Below are 16,210 nucleotides of genomic sequence, written 5' to 3'. Positions count from 1 at the left end.
TGATGTTTCGGTCTACAACTCGCGTGTGCTGCCCGTAGGACCCGCCGGTTTATCCGGACTGTCGAACGGCAGCGCGCCATTCCCTTCCTGATCGCGATTAATCGCAAAAATCTTGATCATATACATGATCGAAGTGACGAAGGAGAATACGACGACGCACCACAGATACGTCCTGGCAAATGATGCTTCGAAGAAAATAAACAGAATAGCAAAGTACAGTAACACGGTTGTCAGCTTACCCATCCAATTCGCGGGCACTGTCTTGCGACCGCTGAAATGAAACACAGCCGAACCGGCAATCATCCCAAGGTCGCGCACAAACATAAGAATGGCAGCCGCCAATGGAATATGATCAGTCAGCAGCAGCGATAAAATGACCGTACCAAGCATCAGCTTATCCGCAAGCGGATCGAGCATCGCCCCTATTGTTGTAATCTGACCCCTCTTACGAGCTATATACCCATCCAGCACATCTGTCACGCCAGCGGCAACGACAACGACAAACGCCGGAATCATTCGCTCTCCTCCCGCAAAAACAACGATATAAACCGGTATGAGAACAAACCGCAATATGGTGAGCATATTCGGAAGATTCAAGCGTTCACGTCCTTTATCACCACGAAATGGATAGTGCTTCAAAGTTACCCAACCATTATACCTCTAGCTATTGAAAAATAAAACCGTTCCCCCCGTCCTGCTCGACATCCGCACGCATATCGCCATCATCTAGATGCAGAAACGCACCCCTCGCACTTGACGGCTGGCAGTTTGCGCTACTCTAAGTGCAACAATATGAATCCAGAGGCGCGCCATCCCTTCCTACTGACAACCCTCAATAAGTGCAAAATGTCGTTTTTCTCTTCATTATTACGTCGCAAAAGCCGTTATTAAAGAAAAGCCATAATGAGCAAAAAGACGAAAGCGAGGTTTTGAATACTCCATGCAGCGCGCTACAACATCCATGCATCATCGCAAATGGTCCGCACGTTCCCTAACGGCTCTGACGCTTGCCATCCTTATGGTATTCGCGATATTGCCAAGCCGTTCCTATGCCGCCGACACCGTCACTGATCTAAACTTTGATACTACAGCTTCTACCATCACGGTCTTTGCAGCTGACGATCCCTATTATTTGAACTTATATGCGACGTTGTCAGGATCTTCTTCACAGATTGACGTCACGGACAGCGCTACTTGGAAATCCTCGAATACAGCCGTAGCGAAAGTTACGCAAGGTACGATTACCGGCGTTGCCAAAGGCACAGCCAAAATCAGCGCCACTTATGGCGGTTATACCAAGTCGGTTACGGTTACCGTTGATGATTTGTATGACTCCATTCAAATCCTATCGAACAATAGCGAAGCACCCGATGAAGCTTCAGTACAATTAGGACAAGACATTAGCTATACGCTGTCCGGCTTAAAGACTGGTCTACAGCCTAGTAATCTAACCACTACGGCAAGCTGGTCGAGCTCCAACACAGCGGTCGCTACCGTCGAGGACGGCGATGTGACACTTCTCGGCGCTGGTACAGCAACCATTACTGCAAGTTACAAGGGCAAGACGGATAAAATCAAGCTAACCGTCATCTCTCCTTATAAATCGATTACGCTCTCTGGTCCGGATCTGCTTGAGTTCACGGTCGGCGATGCAAGTGTCGACCTAACGGCGACGGCTGTGTCCCAGAATGGGTCATCAGCTAATATTACGAAAGACGCGGACTGGACAAGCTCGAATACGGCTGTCGCAACAGTCGAGAATGGTACGATCACGCCGCTAAGCACAGGCACGGCGACAATTACAGTCTCGCACCTGGGTGCCTCGGATAAAGTAACGATTGCCGTTAGACAAGGTACGCAAGAACTGAAGCTGACGCCAAGCACCGACCTGTCGCTGCAGCTGCAAGATGCGCCAGTTGTCATTACCGCATCTGCTCTAGAGCTCAACGGCAGTACGCCTAATGTGTCCGATTCGGCCGAATGGACGTCCTCGGACATTATGGTTGCCACTGTCGCGAACGGTGTTGTAACGCCAAAAGGCATCGGCACAACGACGATTAAAGCTTCCTACAAGGGTGCAACTCGTTCGATTAAAGTAACGATATACCCAACGGTCAACGGACTAACGATTAAAGAAGCCGACCAGAAGGTCGAGACGTTCCTTGATCAGACCGGTACCCTTCCGCAATTGACAGCAACGACATACGGCGGAGACTCTGTAACCGTTACGCCGCTTGTCACATGGACATCAAGCAACAACAACATTGTATCGATCGACAGCGGCAAATGGAAAGCAGTCGCAACGGGTACGGCTGTCTTGACCGCTTCGGTCAATGGTTACGCTGCATCGGTAACCATTACCGTAAACGACAAGCCGCTCACGCTGATTGCTGCTCAGACTGAACTGAGCCTCATCATTGGCAAGGATTATTCGTTCCCTCAAGTTAGAGTTGTTTATGAGAATGGCAATGAGGAAGACATAACGGAGAAAATCAATTGGAAATCATCGTCCACCAACCTGCTCGTTCAACCATCTGGCATTAAGGGTCTTACTTCTGCCAATGCAACGCTGACAGGCACATTCTTAAACAAAACTGTTAAAATTAGCGTAACGATTGAAGAAGAGGTCGTCAAGCTTGTCGCTGATCCGACGAGTCTGACGCTCAATCCGAAGAAGTCGAAATCGCTGAAGATCAAAGCGTTCTACAAGAGCGGCAAGAGCGTTATCGTAAGCACGAAAGTAAACTGGAGCATCTCGGATGATGAAGTCGCTGAGTTCTCTAGTAAAAACACCGTCAGAGCGCTCAGCAAAGGAACTGCCGTTATTACCGGTACTTATCAAAACAAATCCGTAACGATTTCACTCTCCGTGGTCCCTAAGCTGAAAACGCTCGTCCTATCGGAGAAAACTTTGAAGCTCTCAATTGGCGATGCAAAGACGCTGAAGCTGAAAGCATTCTACGATGATGGAACGTACATCGACCAGACGGAGAACGCCGAATGGACAAGCTCGAATACAAGCGTTGTCACAATCGTTAACGGAATTATCGTAGCCAAGGCCAAAGGCTCCGCTTCGATCAAAGCCAAAGTCGAAGGCAAAACCGTTACCCTGCGCGTAACCGTAAAGTAAGTGAAACAGCAAGGCCGCAGTGAATGCATTCAAGTATTCACTGCGGCTTTTTATTTACTAACAACGAGAGGTATATAAAAAAGAGGTTGTCCAATTGGACAGCCTCTTATCATGTCTATTGTATCCTCTTAATGAAGGACTCAGATCCCGCAGGGATCAACCTGCAGGCGCACTAACGTAGAGCGTGTCCCGCAGGGACGATAGCGAGCATTCCCACGTACAAGCTCAGGTGCGCCGAATCGTATGCAAACGTTCGAACGTCCCCAAACCCCTCCGTATCAACCCCAATCACTCACAGTACCTAGACCAGTCCTACGGGTGTCCAGAGGTAAAGGGTTCCGTAAGGAACCCACATCGGAAGCATAAGCTCAGCCCTTTGGAGCCCTCCCTCGAGAGGGAGGGTTTGGGTGGGTGCCATACCTGAGTGGTTTGGGTGGGTGGTTACTCATTCGAGAACATAAGGTCATACACATGCTTCCACGTCTGCATGTCGAATACTTCGCCCTTCGGCTGATGACCGAGGACGCTGTAACCCACATATAAGCCCGCAACAACTGCCCAGAACAACAAGACTGGTACGACCAGCAAACGCAGCATTCGAAGCCACGGATTCCGTTTCTTCTTACGCTTCTTGGAAGGCTTGCCAGAGGACTTGGAAGCTTGTGGGCGCTCAGACTGTTGTACTTCAGACGCAGCGCGTTCCTGTACCGGAATACGCCGAGCCCCATCGGTCTGAGCAGATGCCCTTACATTGCTACTTCTGCTGCCTTGGACTGTCGTTGGTTGCCAATCATTACTCATATCGATTTATTCAACTCCGTTTATGCGCGCAAGCCGTTGGCCATTCCCATTAACGTGTCACTGGAGCTAAGTGCTCGAGAAGTCAGCTGATAGGCGCGCTGCACGTTTATGAGTTCCGTCATCTCGGTTGTTAGATCCACATTCGATTGCTCGAGAAAGCCTTGACGAAGCGAGATATCATTGCCTTCGCCGGCTGTTACGGTTCTCAACACATCTTCTACATTAACACCATCTGCCACAGCATACAAGTTATCCGCCACACTTGACAGCAGCGAAGGGCGAGTAACCTGTACCAGCTTGAGCTTGCCGAACGTTGCAGCTGTGCCATCCTGCGCGATTGCATCAAGCGTTCCGTCCGCATTGACACGAATCGAACGGTTCGGAGGAATGACGATTGGCTGATCGTTATCACCCAATACCGGATGCCCGTCACTCGTCGTCAGACGCGCCGTCCCATCGCTCTGCAGCGACAATTGGAACGCGCCATTACGTGTATAAGCAGTGCCCTCTGGCGTCTGTACTTGGTACAACGCATCGCCTGCAATTGCGATATCGAATTGGTTGCCCGTCTCCTGCAGCGGCCCTTGCGTCAGATCAGGACGGATGCCCAGCAATCTGGTTCCCCAGCCCTGCGTATAGTTCATTGGAGACAAGCGGCCTGGCTCCTTGAAAGCAGACGGCTGCTCCTTCGCATTCGTCAGCAGATCCTCGAACGACGCTTCCTTGCGCTTGTATCCAACCGTATTCATATTCGCAATGTTATCGGACATAATGTCCAGCTTCTGCTGCAAGCCGTTCATCGATACCATTGCACTGATCATCGATCCGTTCATTCAGACAGCCTCCCTGACTCTACGCTATTCTATACCCGTCCGACCTCATTGACTGCTTTGTCCAAGCTTTTGTCGTAAAACTGCACGACCTTCTGGTTAGCCTCATAAGCGCGCATAGCAGCCATCAGATCGACCGTCGACTGTGCCGCATCGACGTTGGAACGCTCGTAGTAGCCTTGACGCACTTGAACGCCGTCAGTTGCCGTTACAGGCACGGCAATGCTGGCATCGCCTTCTAGACGGAACTTGCCGTCGCCTTCGCGAACGAGCAGGTTCGGGTTGTTAATACGCGTCAATTGAAGTGCATTGCCGGTGTCATCGCCTGTCAGCCCGTTAACGAAGCGGAAGTCCGATGTCAGGACAAGGTCATCCATGCTTACGCCCTGCTGGAACTGTATCGGTTGCCCATTCGTACCCAGCACACGCGTACCTTCCGCTGTAATGAGATACCCTTGCGCATTCAGATCGAAACGACCATCACGCGTATAACGCGGTTGCCCGTCCGTTCCTTCTACGGTGAAGAAAGCTTGCGGCTGGAAGACGGGATCTCCGTTGGCTGTAAACGCTTTGCCAGATGCGTCGAATTGGACGCCCGGCACTTCGATGTTGGACGACAGTCCAAAGTCCGAAGAGCGGCCTGATTCCGTCAGATCGCCTTGCAGCTGCAGCGACAGGCTTTCCTCTGCGAATACGCCCGTCGAGACGCGGCCAATTCTCTTATCCGAGTTGTCGCTTGTCCCCGTCAGAGAAAGCAGCATTTCAGGAAATGAGCGTGTAACTTCGTTCGACTGTTTGTAACCCGGCGTGTTCAGATTGGCAATATTGTTCGTCACCGTATCATGACGGCGCTGCTGCGTCGTCAGTCCGGCAGCCGCTGTATAGAGTCCTCTTAGCATCTGGTAATCCTCCCGGCTTGTCCGGTCCGAACCGGATATGTAATAGAAAGTGCTAGTTCGATAGTCTTCTATTTCTCTATATCGGCATTTAAGGGCACAGCATTAATAAGCCTAAGGGCTCACCTTATATGCAAATAAAACGGAAGCCGGCCTCGGCGCGTCCCCCCAGAACGCCCTACCCGCCGGACTTCCATTTTCTTTATTTAAACGATTTGTTTTTGCGAATGAGTCGATCCAGGTTGTCCAGCATAATGCCTGTCCCTTTCACGACGCAATGCATGGGATCCTCTGCAACGAGCACAGGGACCATCAGTTCTTCCGACAGGAGCGTGTCCAATCCGTCCAGCAGCGCGCCGCCGCCCGTCAAGATGACGCCGCGGTCGATGATGTCCGCCGAAAGCTCAGGCGGAGTCCGTTCCAACACCGACTTCGCTGCGGATACGATCGACATGACCGAATCCCAAAGCGCTTCGCGCACTTCTGTCGAGTGAATCGTAACCGTCTGCGGCAATCCAGATACCATGTCACGGCCGCGAATGTCGATCTCGCCATTGCGACCTTCGCCGTTGACCGTGCCGATCTTGATCTTAATATCTTCGCTTGTCCGCTCTCCGATGAGCAGCTTGTACTTGCTCTTGATATACTTCATGATTGCATCGTCAAACTTATTGCCTGCAACCTTAATGGACGACGAGGTAACGATGTCGCCCATCGAGAGAACCGCAATATCCGTCGTGCCGCCGCCAATGTCGACAACCATGTTGCCGCTTGGCTGGTAAATGTCCATGCCCGCGCCGATCGCTGCTGCCTTCGGCTCTTCTTCCATGAATACTTCGCGTGCTCCGCTGCGTTCAGCCGCCTCACGAATTGCCTTCTGCTCTACGGACGTAATGTTCGTAGGTGCACAGATCAGAATGCGCGGTCTGCCATACCAGCTGCGTCCGCCTATCCGATCGATGAACGCTTTCAACATTGCTTCCGTAATCTCGAAGTCCGCAATGACGCCGTCCCGCAGCGGACGGATCGCGATAATGTTGCCGGGCGTACGCCCGACCATCCGGTGCGCCTCTTCACCAACTGCTAGAACCCGTTTGGAGTCGCTCTCAATGGCAACGACTGACGGCTCATCTAGCACGACACCTTTCCCTTTTACATGAATCGATACATTTGCCGTCCCCAGGTCAATTCCGATATCCTTGCTGAACATTAGGCGTGAGTCCTCCAACGAATATAAATATAGTGCACGTTCGCGTAAGCCCCACAAATTGCAGGAACTTCCTACGAATATTATTCGCTGAATTTCTCGAAAACCCTCTATTTTTGTAGAAAAATTTATTACGATCAGCTCTTTGAAGCGGCGAACACTTCACGCTTCTTGCTGCTCTTCTTGTACTTAATCTTCGTCGCCTCTCCTCCCCTCAGGTGCCGGATCGACTTGTGGTATTCCAGGATGTGTTTCACCTGATCCGCCAGGTCGGGATTGATCTCGGGCAGCCGCTCGGTCAAATCCTTGTGTACCGTGCTTTTGGAAACCCCGAACTCTTTGGCGATTGTCCGAACCGTATGCTTCGTTTCCACGATGCATCGGCCTATTTTAATGGTTCGCTCTTTGATGTAATCGTGCACGTTCCCGCCTCCCTACTCGAGATAGTTTGGTACATTATATGAGGGGTCCGGGTATATATTCTTTAAGGCCAAGCCTGACAAGCCGCAATAGCCAATTATTTTCAATCTTTTGTTCGAGAAGTAGGACTTACGGTCCATAAAGCCCATCTGTGCGCACACAAAAACGCCTTCCCTCTATAGAGAGGGAAGGCGTCCAGCATCTTGCGCTCGCGTATTAGCGCTTAATGTACTCGTTCGGATTAAGTACTTTGCCATCCTGACGGATTTCGAAGTGAAGGTGAATACCTTCTTCGCTCTCCAGATCGTTGCGGCCCGCTTTAGCGATTTCAGCGCCTTGCTTCACTTCGTCGCCTTGTTTGACCGAAACATCGTTCAAGCTTTGGTACACCGTTACGAGCCCGTTGCCGTGCGTAATCTCAACCGTCTGACCATTCGTCGGATGATTCGTTACGAGCGATACTTTACCGCTCAGCGCAGCTACTACATCAAACGTCGAGTTGTCCGGCTTCGTCAAGTCCACGCCTGTGTGGGCGAGGAACTTATTATCACTCGTTGATACGAGCGCCGCCTGCTTCTCTTCGTTGGTGCCCTTCTCATCATAGTAGTGAAGCGCAACTTCCAGATCATCGTAGTTCAGCACTGGCCACTGCAAGTCTTCATTGCCTGTCACGACCGCAATTGTGTCATCTGCAGGCTTCGTTTGCGTTTCGTCACCTTGACTGACTTCTGTATCAGGCGTTGTTGTTGTTTGATCTGGCTGCTCTCCCCGATAGAGCCACATTAAGGTTACGATAATTGCCGCTGCCGCCATGAAAGCCGCCGGTGTCACCCATTTTTTAGCTAACACTCTACGCAGGCCTTTCGGTCTAGCAGCTGCACCTCCCGGAATCGATTTGGGAGATTCTTTTGGCTTGTTGTTTTGATCATTCATGTCGATCACCTCATCAGCCATTGTTGCCAGAACTACTAGGTTTATACGTGAGGTGACGCTATTTTTCTAAATTTTGAGATTCGCGTAGTGACGCGGTCTGAAGCGCATCTATCTCTGCCGATCATTCAGGTAGCTTATAAGCTTGTTCGAGCTTGACGCCTGTGTAATAGTGAAGCAAGATTTCAGCCGCTGATGCCCCTTCCTTCGCCATTCCGTTCGCGCCCCACTGACTGAGACCAATGCCATGACCTAGGCCATAGGTTGTAATAGTAGCCTTCCCATCGCTGATCGTCCATTCGAATTGAGAGGAAGGCAGATCCAGCTTTTCCCGCACCTCGCGCCCTGTAAACGTTTTGCCGCCGATGACGGCTGTTTTCACGCGATGCCCTTCCGTCGTTTCTAGTATGCGTGGAGGCTTACCATCGTCCTTGGCGCCCAACCGCCGATAAAGCTCTTTCTCTTTCATCTCTACCGTCTGTTTATAGCGTGGTGAGATTTTTTCGTCCCATGGACTAGCAACGCTCTTCAGATAAGGAAGCGAGAGCTGCCAGTAGTCTTCCACATTCTCCGTATACCCATTGCTCGTTGAGAAAAAGGCGGCTTCAATCGGTTCCCCCTGATAGGTAAGCACCTCTCCGCTAGTCTCCTCTACAGCCTTCGTAAGCTTCTGCATGGACGACTTCTGTTCTTCGCCAGCTGGCCACTTCTCTGCAAGCTCCTTAAGCGGCACATACACTTGGTGGTCGACCGTATCGGTAACATCCGCCTTCTCGCCAGGCACGCCGCTGCGGTCCTGCATGGCAAGCCGACGTACAATATAAGTACGCGTTGCAATGGCCTGTGCCTTGAGTGCCTCAAGTTCGAAATCAATCGGCATCTCCCCAGCCAGAACTCCTCTGACGTATAACTCCAGCGGCACGGTCTCGATTCGCTTCTGCTTCGTTAAGTAAACATGCACCATCAGCTTGTCCAAATTGCTGTTCTGTATCTTCTCAGTTTGTTTCCCATTAGAATGTTGCTGAAGCCTAGAAGACTGTTCCTTCGTCGATGAGCTCGTCGGTTTAGCTTTGGTGTCCGTCTTGCTGCCAGATGGGGGATTCGCACTGCGATTCGAATTCGCCCGTTCCGGCTGCTTCGTATCTGTCGCTTGAACCGTTGATTCTTCCGTTCGTTCGCTGACCACTTGGACCCTACCAGCCGTCTTATTTTGATCAGCGAGAACGCCGCCGTGTAATAGAATAAACAATATAACGCCTAGTCCAATCCCTGCCGCAAACTGCATCCCCAACGCTCGAATGCTGTTGATCAAAGCAGCACCGCCCTCTCCTAATCGTCTTAGAGACACGAAAGTCCGCGCATGGGCGCGGACTTTGTCTTGTGAGCCTCTTGCTCTACTATATGAGCGAGAACGATAGGATAGAATCGATGAGAGTACTTTAATACTGGTCAGTCGTGGCGCAGCGCGTCAACCGGCCGCAATCTAGCAGCCTTGTTCGCTGGGAAAATGCCGAAGATCACGCCGACGCCAGCGGAGAAGGCGAACGCTTCGACGACCATTGCAAACGAGACGGCGGTTTCGGTATCCATCACGACGCCTATTATATGCGATGCCACATAGCCGATTGCGATGCCAATCGCACCACCGAGACCACTGATTGCAACGGCCTCGATCAGAAACTGGGTCAGAATATCACGCCTCTTCGCGCCAAGCGATTTGCGAATACCGATCTCGCGCGTACGCTCCGTGACAGAAACGAGCATGATGTTCATAATGCCAATGCCGCCAACTACGAGCGAGATTGCTGCTATACCAGCCATCATAGACGTCATCGTCTGCGTAATCGAACCAAGCGTTTCCATTGATTCCTGCTGGTCGATGACACGGTATGCATTCGTCGAGTTCGGGAATTTAGCGGCCAGCTTCGCGGTAATGAGCGCCTGCGTTGCCTCGGATTTGTCCGTATCCGTAATTTTCAGATAGATGGACTTAACGCCCTTCGAACTCAGCAGCCGTTCAGCCGTTGTGAGCGGTATTAATATTTTGTCATCAGCAGAGCCGTTAAGAGAATCCCCTTTCGTCTCTAGCAGCCCGACAACCTTGTACCGATTGCCGTTAAGCAGAAGCGTCTTGCCAACCGGGTCCTCTGTGTCGAACAAATCGCTCGCGACGTTAGCGCCGATCACCGCAACCTTATTATAATTAGTAAGGTCCATGTCAACGATGTAACGGCCCTCCACAAAGCTTACGTTGCGAACATCCGCGTACTCAGGCGTAATCCCTTCAACCGTGTAAGATTCGCTTGTCGTGCCATACTTCGCATAAGCGTTGCCATTAACAATCGGCGATACGCCTTCTACGTTGTCAATGTCGCCGTATTCCATCGCCTCGTCTTTGGAGAGCGAGGTCGTCAGACCGCGTCCTGTAATCGTCACCTGCAGCATATTCGCTGCGCCAAGGCTCTCGACCTGCGCCTGTACTTGGCGGGAAGAGCCCTCGCTCATCGAGACAAGCGCGATAACAGTCGCAACACCAATCAGCATGCCAAGCATGGATAGCGCAGTTCGAAGCTTATTTGCCAAGACGCTCTTAAATGCCATCCTGAATGCCTGCGAAAGCTTCACGTCTCTCCCTCCTTTCGGCATGGTCTTCTGTCAGCACGCCATCCTTCATCCGTACTACACGCTCTGCCCTGGCGGCAACTTCCATATCATGCGTAATGAGGACGATCGTATGTCCCTGTTGATGAAGCTGCTCCATGAGGGCAAGCACTTCTTGGCCCGTTCGCGTATCGAGGGCGCCGGTCGGTTCGTCCGCCAGCAGCATCGGCGGCTCGCCAGCTAATGCGCGAGCGATCGCTACGCGCTGCTGCTGACCGCCAGATAGTTCACTGGGTTTGTGAAACATCCTTTCCTCCAGACCGACCTTGCGAAGCGCTTCGGCCGCCCTCTTACGACGCTCCTTATTAGACAGCCCTCGATAGACGAGCGGCAGCTCGACGTTCTCGATGGCCGTCAGTTTCGGAAGCAGTTGAAACCCTTGGAATATGAACCCGATTTTATCATTGCGGATCGCGGCTAATTTGTTGTCGCTTAGTCCCTTCACTTCAACGCCGTCGAGCTTGTAGCTGCCTGACGTCGGGATATCTAGGCAGCCTATAATGTTCATCATCGTCGATTTACCTGAACCAGAGGGGCCTACAATGGCAAGAAAATCACCCTTGTTAACGGTCAAATCAACGTCGTGCAGCACTTGCACGGTCTCTTGTCCCATCCGATACGTCTTGACCAGCTTCTCGATTTCGATCAATACTTCGTTATCGTTATGGCTCATCGGCCTCCGCCTCCGCCGAAGTTGCCACCGCCGCCGCCACCGAAGTTGCCACCGCCGCCAAAATTACCGGAAGGCATAGCACCGCCGCCGAAGCCGCCGCCGAATTGGAACATTTGCGTTTGCTGCTGCGAGGAGGAAGCGGTTGCCTTATTGACGGTTGGAACCGGTAAATAAACCGTGTCGCCCTCGTTCACGCCGGACTTGATCTCCACGTACGTATCATTGCTAATACCGATTGTTACTTCTACCATACGGCCTTCAAGAGCCGCTTGGTTCTGGCCACTTCTAGTTCCTGTTGTTCCTGTTGTACCATTGCGTGCGCCGCTGCCGTTCGCATTGGTTCCGCTGCTGTTACGACCGTAACCGCCGTTTGCACCATAGCTGCCACGGTTACCAGTGCCCGTGCCCGCATTCTGGCGAGTACCTGCGCTCTCACCGTTACCTGCATTTTGACCATTGCCAGCGCTCTGGCCGCTGTTTGCTTGTCCGCCTGCCGCACTGTCTGCAGCGCCTGCTGGTGGTTGGAAGCTGCCATCCGCTGGCGGTTGGAATTCGCCACCTTCACCTTGACCTTGACCCTGACCCTGCGTGCCTTGTGTGCCTTGAGTTCCCTTACTTTGCGTTCCTTGCGATGCCGTCGAGCTTGTTTCAGGAACACGAACAAAGCTTCTGCCGCCGAGCGTACGTACGGCTTCAATAGGCACAAGAAGCGCATTTTCCGTAGATGCCGTTATAATCGCACCTTCACCCGACATGCCGGAGATGACGTTATCGAGTTGATCCAGTGACACTTTCACCGCATAAGATGCAGATCCGTTAGAGGAAGAGCCTTCTTGCGCAATCTCTAACACCTTACCTGTCAGAGGCTGAGTCGGCAGTGCATTCAGCGTAATGTTCGTCGTCTGTCCGACTTTCACTTTCGGAATATCGAGTTCGTCGACGTTCATCGTGAATTGCAGCTTCGTGTAGTCGATCAATTGCGCAATAACTTTCGATCCCGATACTTTATCGCCGATTACAACGCTTACGGACGTTACCGTGCCGTCAGCCGGCGCTACGATGCTTGGCGTATCCGCCGCACTGTCGAGCAGATCATCCAGTTCCAGCTGCGTCGACTCCATGTCGAGACGCAAGCTGTCCATTTGCACCTTAATATCGTTTTGTTTGCTCTCGTCATCCGCCGCTGCGATATACTGCTTCTTATAATTCTCCATCTGCAGCTCTTGCTTCTTCACGTTGATCTGAGCTTTCTCGATCTGGGACGTGTAATCCACCTTCTCGAACTCTACCAGGACTTGTCCCTTCTTAACCTTATCGCCTTGTTTAAAATGCACCGCGCTGACCGTACCTTCTTCGCCAGCATATACGGAAATGGTTTCCGTCGTATTAACGGAGCCAGAGCCCGTTATTTGGACATTAATACTGCCTCTGGTCACCTTCGCTGTCGGCGTTTGCACCGCTTCCGCCTGCGTTTGATCGTCTTGATTGTACCAATAATAAGCGCCGGCAGAGGCGACAACTACAACCGCCAGTAATGCCAGTAACCATTTCTTCATTGCCTTTACGCCACCTTCCTGTCTCTGTACCCATTTTTTCTTTAAAACGTAGCATAGGATCATGAACGGAAGATGAACATCCTTATTCATATTTCGTTCATCTTCTTGTGCTAGAATGTCCGAACATAAGGTTTCAGGATGGAATGGAGGATTACAAGAATGAAGCAATCGAAATGGGCGTACAGCATAAAGGCAGCAGCGGCACTGCTTCTAGCAGCGTCAATCCTGTCTGCATGCGGCTCTAAGAATGACAATTCGAATGGGGCAAGTAACGGAGGACAAGCTGCTTCCCAGCAGCAAGGGCAGAATGGACAAGGCGGCGGATTCCGCCAAATGGCTTCGGCTCCTAATCAACCGGAACGCCAAGCGGATCTGTTCGCCAAGATCGTATCGATCGACGGCACGTCCTTCGTCGTGAAACAGGCTGATATGAGCTCGATGCAGCAAAGAGGACAAGGCGGCGGACGCAACGGGCATAGCAATGGGCAAGATATCGGGCAGATGCAGCCGCCAGCCGATGGACAAATGCCTCAAGGCAGCCCGCCAGCGGATAGTCAAGCACCGCAGGGCGATGGTCAGATGCAGCCGCCAGCGGACGGCCAGGCGCCTCAGGGCGGCGGCAATGGCAGCGGTCAAGCTCGCAGCATGCCGGACTTCTTCACCGGCGAAGAGTCGACGATTTCCATCTCGGAGGGTACAGCTATCTATAAGCTCGTACGCGGAGATGACGGCACCATGAATTACGAGCAAGTGAAGCTGGCAGACCTTGCGGCCGACGATATTATTAACGTATGGCTGAAGAGCGGCACGAAGGAGGCCGAATACGTATCGCTTAGCGGCGGTTTCGGGGGCGGTTTCGGCTTCGGAGGCGGCGGTATGCGAGGAAACGGCAATGGCCAGAACGGCGGCCAGACTAACAACAACGCTAACGCACAAACAACCAGTTAAGCGCATTACAGCACAAAAGCTGCCCTCTGGAGGGCAGCTTTTGTGCTTCAAATCTATTCAGTTCCATTAAGCCCAAGTCGGCTGTGCGCTTCGAACGGCAACCTCTTTCTCACGCTTGAACGTTACAGTCTCGATCACCGCAACAGGCGCTGGCTCCGGCGCAGCCGCCGCTGCAGCTTCACGCACCGCTTCAACGCGCTGAATATCGGCGCCGAGCGCAGCCATTTTGCCCGCAATATTCACATATCCGCGGTCAATATGGTGCGTACCCGAAATTTCCGATTCACCGTCAGCAACTAGTGCCGCGCAGATGAGCGCCGCCCCTGCACGAAGGTCAGTAGCTGTTACTTTCGCGCCCGTTAGCGGCATACCGCCGTTCACGATCGCCGAGCGGCCGTCAACGCGGATCTGCGCATTCATCTTCGCGAATTGTTCCACATGCATGAACCGATTCTCGAAGATCGTCTCCGTCACGATGCTCGTACCGTCAGATACAAGCAGCAGCGACATCATCTGCGACTGCATATCCGTTGGGAAGCCTGGGTAAGGGAGCGTCTTAACATCTACCGCCTTGAGCGGTTTATCTGCAATGACATGCAGTCCATTATCCGCCTCGTTAACGGTTACACCCATCTCCTGCAGCTTCGAGATTACCGGTGCCAGATGATCAGCGATTGCGCCCTCAATGAAGACGTCACCGCCAGTAATGGCAGCCGCTATCATATAAGTGCCTGCTTCCACACGGTCTGGAATGACCGTATGTCGAACGCCATGAAGCGACTCCACGCCTTCGATGCGAATCGTATCCGTACCGGCTCCGCGAACATGCGCGCCCATTGCGTTCAAATAGTTGGCAAGGTCAACGATTTCCGGTTCCTTCGCCGCATTCTCGATGATCGTCGTGCCCTCAGCAAGGGACGCTGCCATCATAATATTCTCAGTTGCGCCTACGCTGGCAACATCCAAATATACTTTGGATCCTTTCAGGCGGCCATCCACCTTCGCCTCGATAAAGCCTTGACCAAGCGTAATCTCTACGCCCATCGCTTCAAAGCCTTTCAAGTGTTGATCGATCGCCCGCATCCCGATAGCACAGCCGCCAGGCAGCGCAATCTTCACTCGTCCCGTACGCGCAAGCAATGGCCCCATGACTAGGATCGAGGCCCTCATCTTGCGAACCATCTCATGAGGCGGTTCATACGTAGTCAACCGCTGTGCGCGAATTGTCATCGTTTCTTCCCCATGTAACACGTCCGCTCCTAGCGACGCAATAACTTCCCGAATCGTCAGTACATCATCAAGGAGAGGAACGTCTGCAATTTCGCTTTCCCCTTCACTCGCGAGTACGGACGCCGCAAGAATAGGAAGCACTGCGTTCTTGGCACCATGAACCCGAACTGTACCTGATAACCGCTGGCCTCCGCGGACGATTATTTTGCTCATCTTATGAATTCCCTCCGCACGCTGCAATTTTATTCTCTGCCGCTATGACTATTCACTGTATGTGGCTGCGTATTGGACTTCGATTAGGACGTTCATGACGGCAAGTCCGCTTCCCTATGCACGCCTTGGGACAAGCGTTCAAAACATGCCGATCAAATTTGTATAATATTCCAACTCTGTCTACCGATAGTCATTTGCTCCAAACTTCATCTTACCATTGTGCTGCACGAATCGACAAGCGTAATTTTCATAAAACGCCTTCATTCGAGCGCCTTTAACAAGATGTAAAAATTGCCTTTGTTGCGCGGCTTTTTTCGTTCGAAACAGCAGCGCCGAAGCGGCTGATTACGGCTCGTTTTGACAACCGTTTTCATACCATTCGAGACGCTTTGCGTTTTTCGTTCCGTCATATACTACCCATTGTTGACAGGAATCGATTTTGTTATTCGACAAAAGCGGTGAGCATCCTCGTCCAACTGTAGTAATCAAGGATGAACGAAGCCAGCGAATGGCCGAGAACGACGGCTAGAACAACAAGCAGCAGACGTGCTTTCGGCCCTTTCGGGTAACGCATGAGGGACTCTAGTTTTAGTTCCTGAAGCACGACCCAGCACAAAATAATGCAAAGCAGCACGACCACAATGGAGAAGAGCCCATTCATGCCATAGGTAATTTGTACGTCTTCCATATTCATCGGTAAATGTCCCTTCAGTCG

General features: G+C 52.0%; 15 protein-coding genes. 2 read left to right on the top strand and 13 right to left on the bottom strand.

Features of this window, described 5'->3' with window-relative positions; translation table 11 throughout:
- Nucleotides 1-12: 12 nt before the first annotated feature.
- A complete protein-coding gene (locus tag H8B09_RS18750; protein ID WP_191205063.1) occupies nucleotides 13-597 on the bottom strand; it encodes a CDP-alcohol phosphatidyltransferase family protein in 585 nt (194 codons plus the stop codon).
- Between the two features lie 343 nt (nucleotides 598-940).
- Here H8B09_RS18750 and H8B09_RS18745 point away from each other — a divergent pair, with 343 nt between their 5' ends.
- Entirely contained in the window at nucleotides 941-3,130 is a 2,190-nt protein-coding gene (locus H8B09_RS18745) for an Ig-like domain-containing protein (protein WP_191205062.1), read from the top strand.
- A 441-nt stretch (nucleotides 3,131-3,571) separates the two neighbouring features.
- On the opposite strand, the gene H8B09_RS30565 is transcribed toward H8B09_RS18745, so the two are convergent.
- The 10 genes from H8B09_RS30565 to H8B09_RS18695 all read right to left on the bottom strand — a co-directional run bounded on the left by H8B09_RS30565 (nucleotide 3,572) and on the right by H8B09_RS18695 (nucleotide 13,104).
- Complete coding sequence (locus tag H8B09_RS30565; protein WP_224753728.1) at nucleotides 3,572-3,931, bottom strand: DNA-directed RNA polymerase subunit beta; 360 nt, start codon at nucleotides 3,929-3,931, stop codon at nucleotides 3,572-3,574.
- 20 nt (nucleotides 3,932-3,951) lie between these two features.
- Nucleotides 3,952-4,764: a flagellar basal-body rod protein FlgF gene (gene flgF / locus H8B09_RS18735; RefSeq protein WP_191205061.1), complete on the bottom strand. Its 813-nt coding sequence runs from the start codon at nucleotides 4,762-4,764 to the stop codon at nucleotides 3,952-3,954.
- Nucleotides 4,765-4,793: 29 nt separating this feature from the next.
- The gene (locus tag H8B09_RS18730) at nucleotides 4,794-5,660 is read right to left on the bottom strand and encodes a flagellar hook-basal body protein (protein ID WP_191205060.1); all 867 of its coding nucleotides are present in this window, start codon (nucleotides 5,658-5,660) and stop codon (nucleotides 4,794-4,796) included.
- A gap of 199 nt (nucleotides 5,661-5,859) precedes the next feature.
- A complete protein-coding gene (locus tag H8B09_RS18725; protein ID WP_191205059.1) occupies nucleotides 5,860-6,867 on the bottom strand; it encodes a rod shape-determining protein in 1,008 nt (335 codons plus the stop codon).
- 134 nt (nucleotides 6,868-7,001) lie between these two features.
- Nucleotides 7,002-7,286: a sporulation transcriptional regulator SpoIIID gene (gene spoIIID / locus H8B09_RS18720; RefSeq protein ID WP_110041929.1), complete on the bottom strand. Its 285-nt coding sequence runs from the start codon at nucleotides 7,284-7,286 to the stop codon at nucleotides 7,002-7,004.
- A gap of 214 nt (nucleotides 7,287-7,500) precedes the next feature.
- Complete coding sequence (locus H8B09_RS18715) at nucleotides 7,501-8,217, bottom strand: M23 family metallopeptidase (RefSeq protein WP_191205058.1); 717 nt, start codon at nucleotides 8,215-8,217, stop codon at nucleotides 7,501-7,503.
- A 121-nt stretch (nucleotides 8,218-8,338) separates the two neighbouring features.
- A complete protein-coding gene (spoIID, locus tag H8B09_RS18710) occupies nucleotides 8,339-9,526 on the bottom strand; it encodes a stage II sporulation protein D (protein ID WP_224753727.1) in 1,188 nt (395 codons plus the stop codon).
- Between the two features lie 137 nt (nucleotides 9,527-9,663).
- Complete coding sequence (locus H8B09_RS18705) at nucleotides 9,664-10,839, bottom strand: ABC transporter permease (protein WP_191205057.1); 1,176 nt, start codon at nucleotides 10,837-10,839, stop codon at nucleotides 9,664-9,666.
- Nucleotides 10,805-11,548, bottom strand: a complete 744-nt coding sequence (locus H8B09_RS18700; RefSeq protein ID WP_318152659.1) for an ABC transporter ATP-binding protein — start codon at nucleotides 11,546-11,548, stop codon at nucleotides 10,805-10,807. The genes H8B09_RS18705 and H8B09_RS18700 overlap by 35 nt, the downstream gene beginning before the upstream one ends.
- A complete protein-coding gene (locus H8B09_RS18695) occupies nucleotides 11,545-13,104 on the bottom strand; it encodes an efflux RND transporter periplasmic adaptor subunit (RefSeq protein WP_191205056.1) in 1,560 nt (519 codons plus the stop codon). Before H8B09_RS18695 ends, H8B09_RS18700 begins: the two co-directional genes overlap by 4 nt.
- A 159-nt stretch (nucleotides 13,105-13,263) precedes the next feature.
- On the opposite strand from H8B09_RS18695, the gene H8B09_RS18690 reads away from it, so the two are divergent.
- Complete coding sequence (locus H8B09_RS18690) at nucleotides 13,264-14,052, top strand: hypothetical protein (protein ID WP_191205055.1); 789 nt, start codon at nucleotides 13,264-13,266, stop codon at nucleotides 14,050-14,052.
- Between the two features lie 66 nt (nucleotides 14,053-14,118).
- Here the strand turns inward: H8B09_RS18690 and murA are convergent, their stop codons facing one another.
- Both murA and H8B09_RS18680 read right to left on the bottom strand, forming a co-directional pair.
- The gene (gene murA, locus H8B09_RS18685) at nucleotides 14,119-15,495 is read right to left on the bottom strand and encodes a UDP-N-acetylglucosamine 1-carboxyvinyltransferase (RefSeq protein ID WP_191205054.1); all 1,377 of its coding nucleotides are present in this window, start codon (nucleotides 15,493-15,495) and stop codon (nucleotides 14,119-14,121) included.
- 442 nt (nucleotides 15,496-15,937) lie between these two features.
- Nucleotides 15,938-16,189 carry a DUF1146 family protein gene (locus H8B09_RS18680; protein WP_191205053.1) on the bottom strand — a complete coding sequence of 84 codons (252 nt, stop codon included), beginning with the start codon at nucleotides 16,187-16,189 and terminating at the stop codon, nucleotides 15,938-15,940.
- Nucleotides 16,190-16,210 lie beyond the last annotated feature (21 nt).

The organism is Paenibacillus terricola, assembly GCF_014779765.1.
GTDB classification, from domain to species: Bacteria; Bacillota; Bacilli; order Paenibacillales; family Paenibacillaceae; genus Paenibacillus_T; species Paenibacillus_T terricola.
The sequence above is the reverse complement of the archived record's forward strand: the minus strand, read 5'-3'. Positions and strand labels throughout refer to the sequence as shown.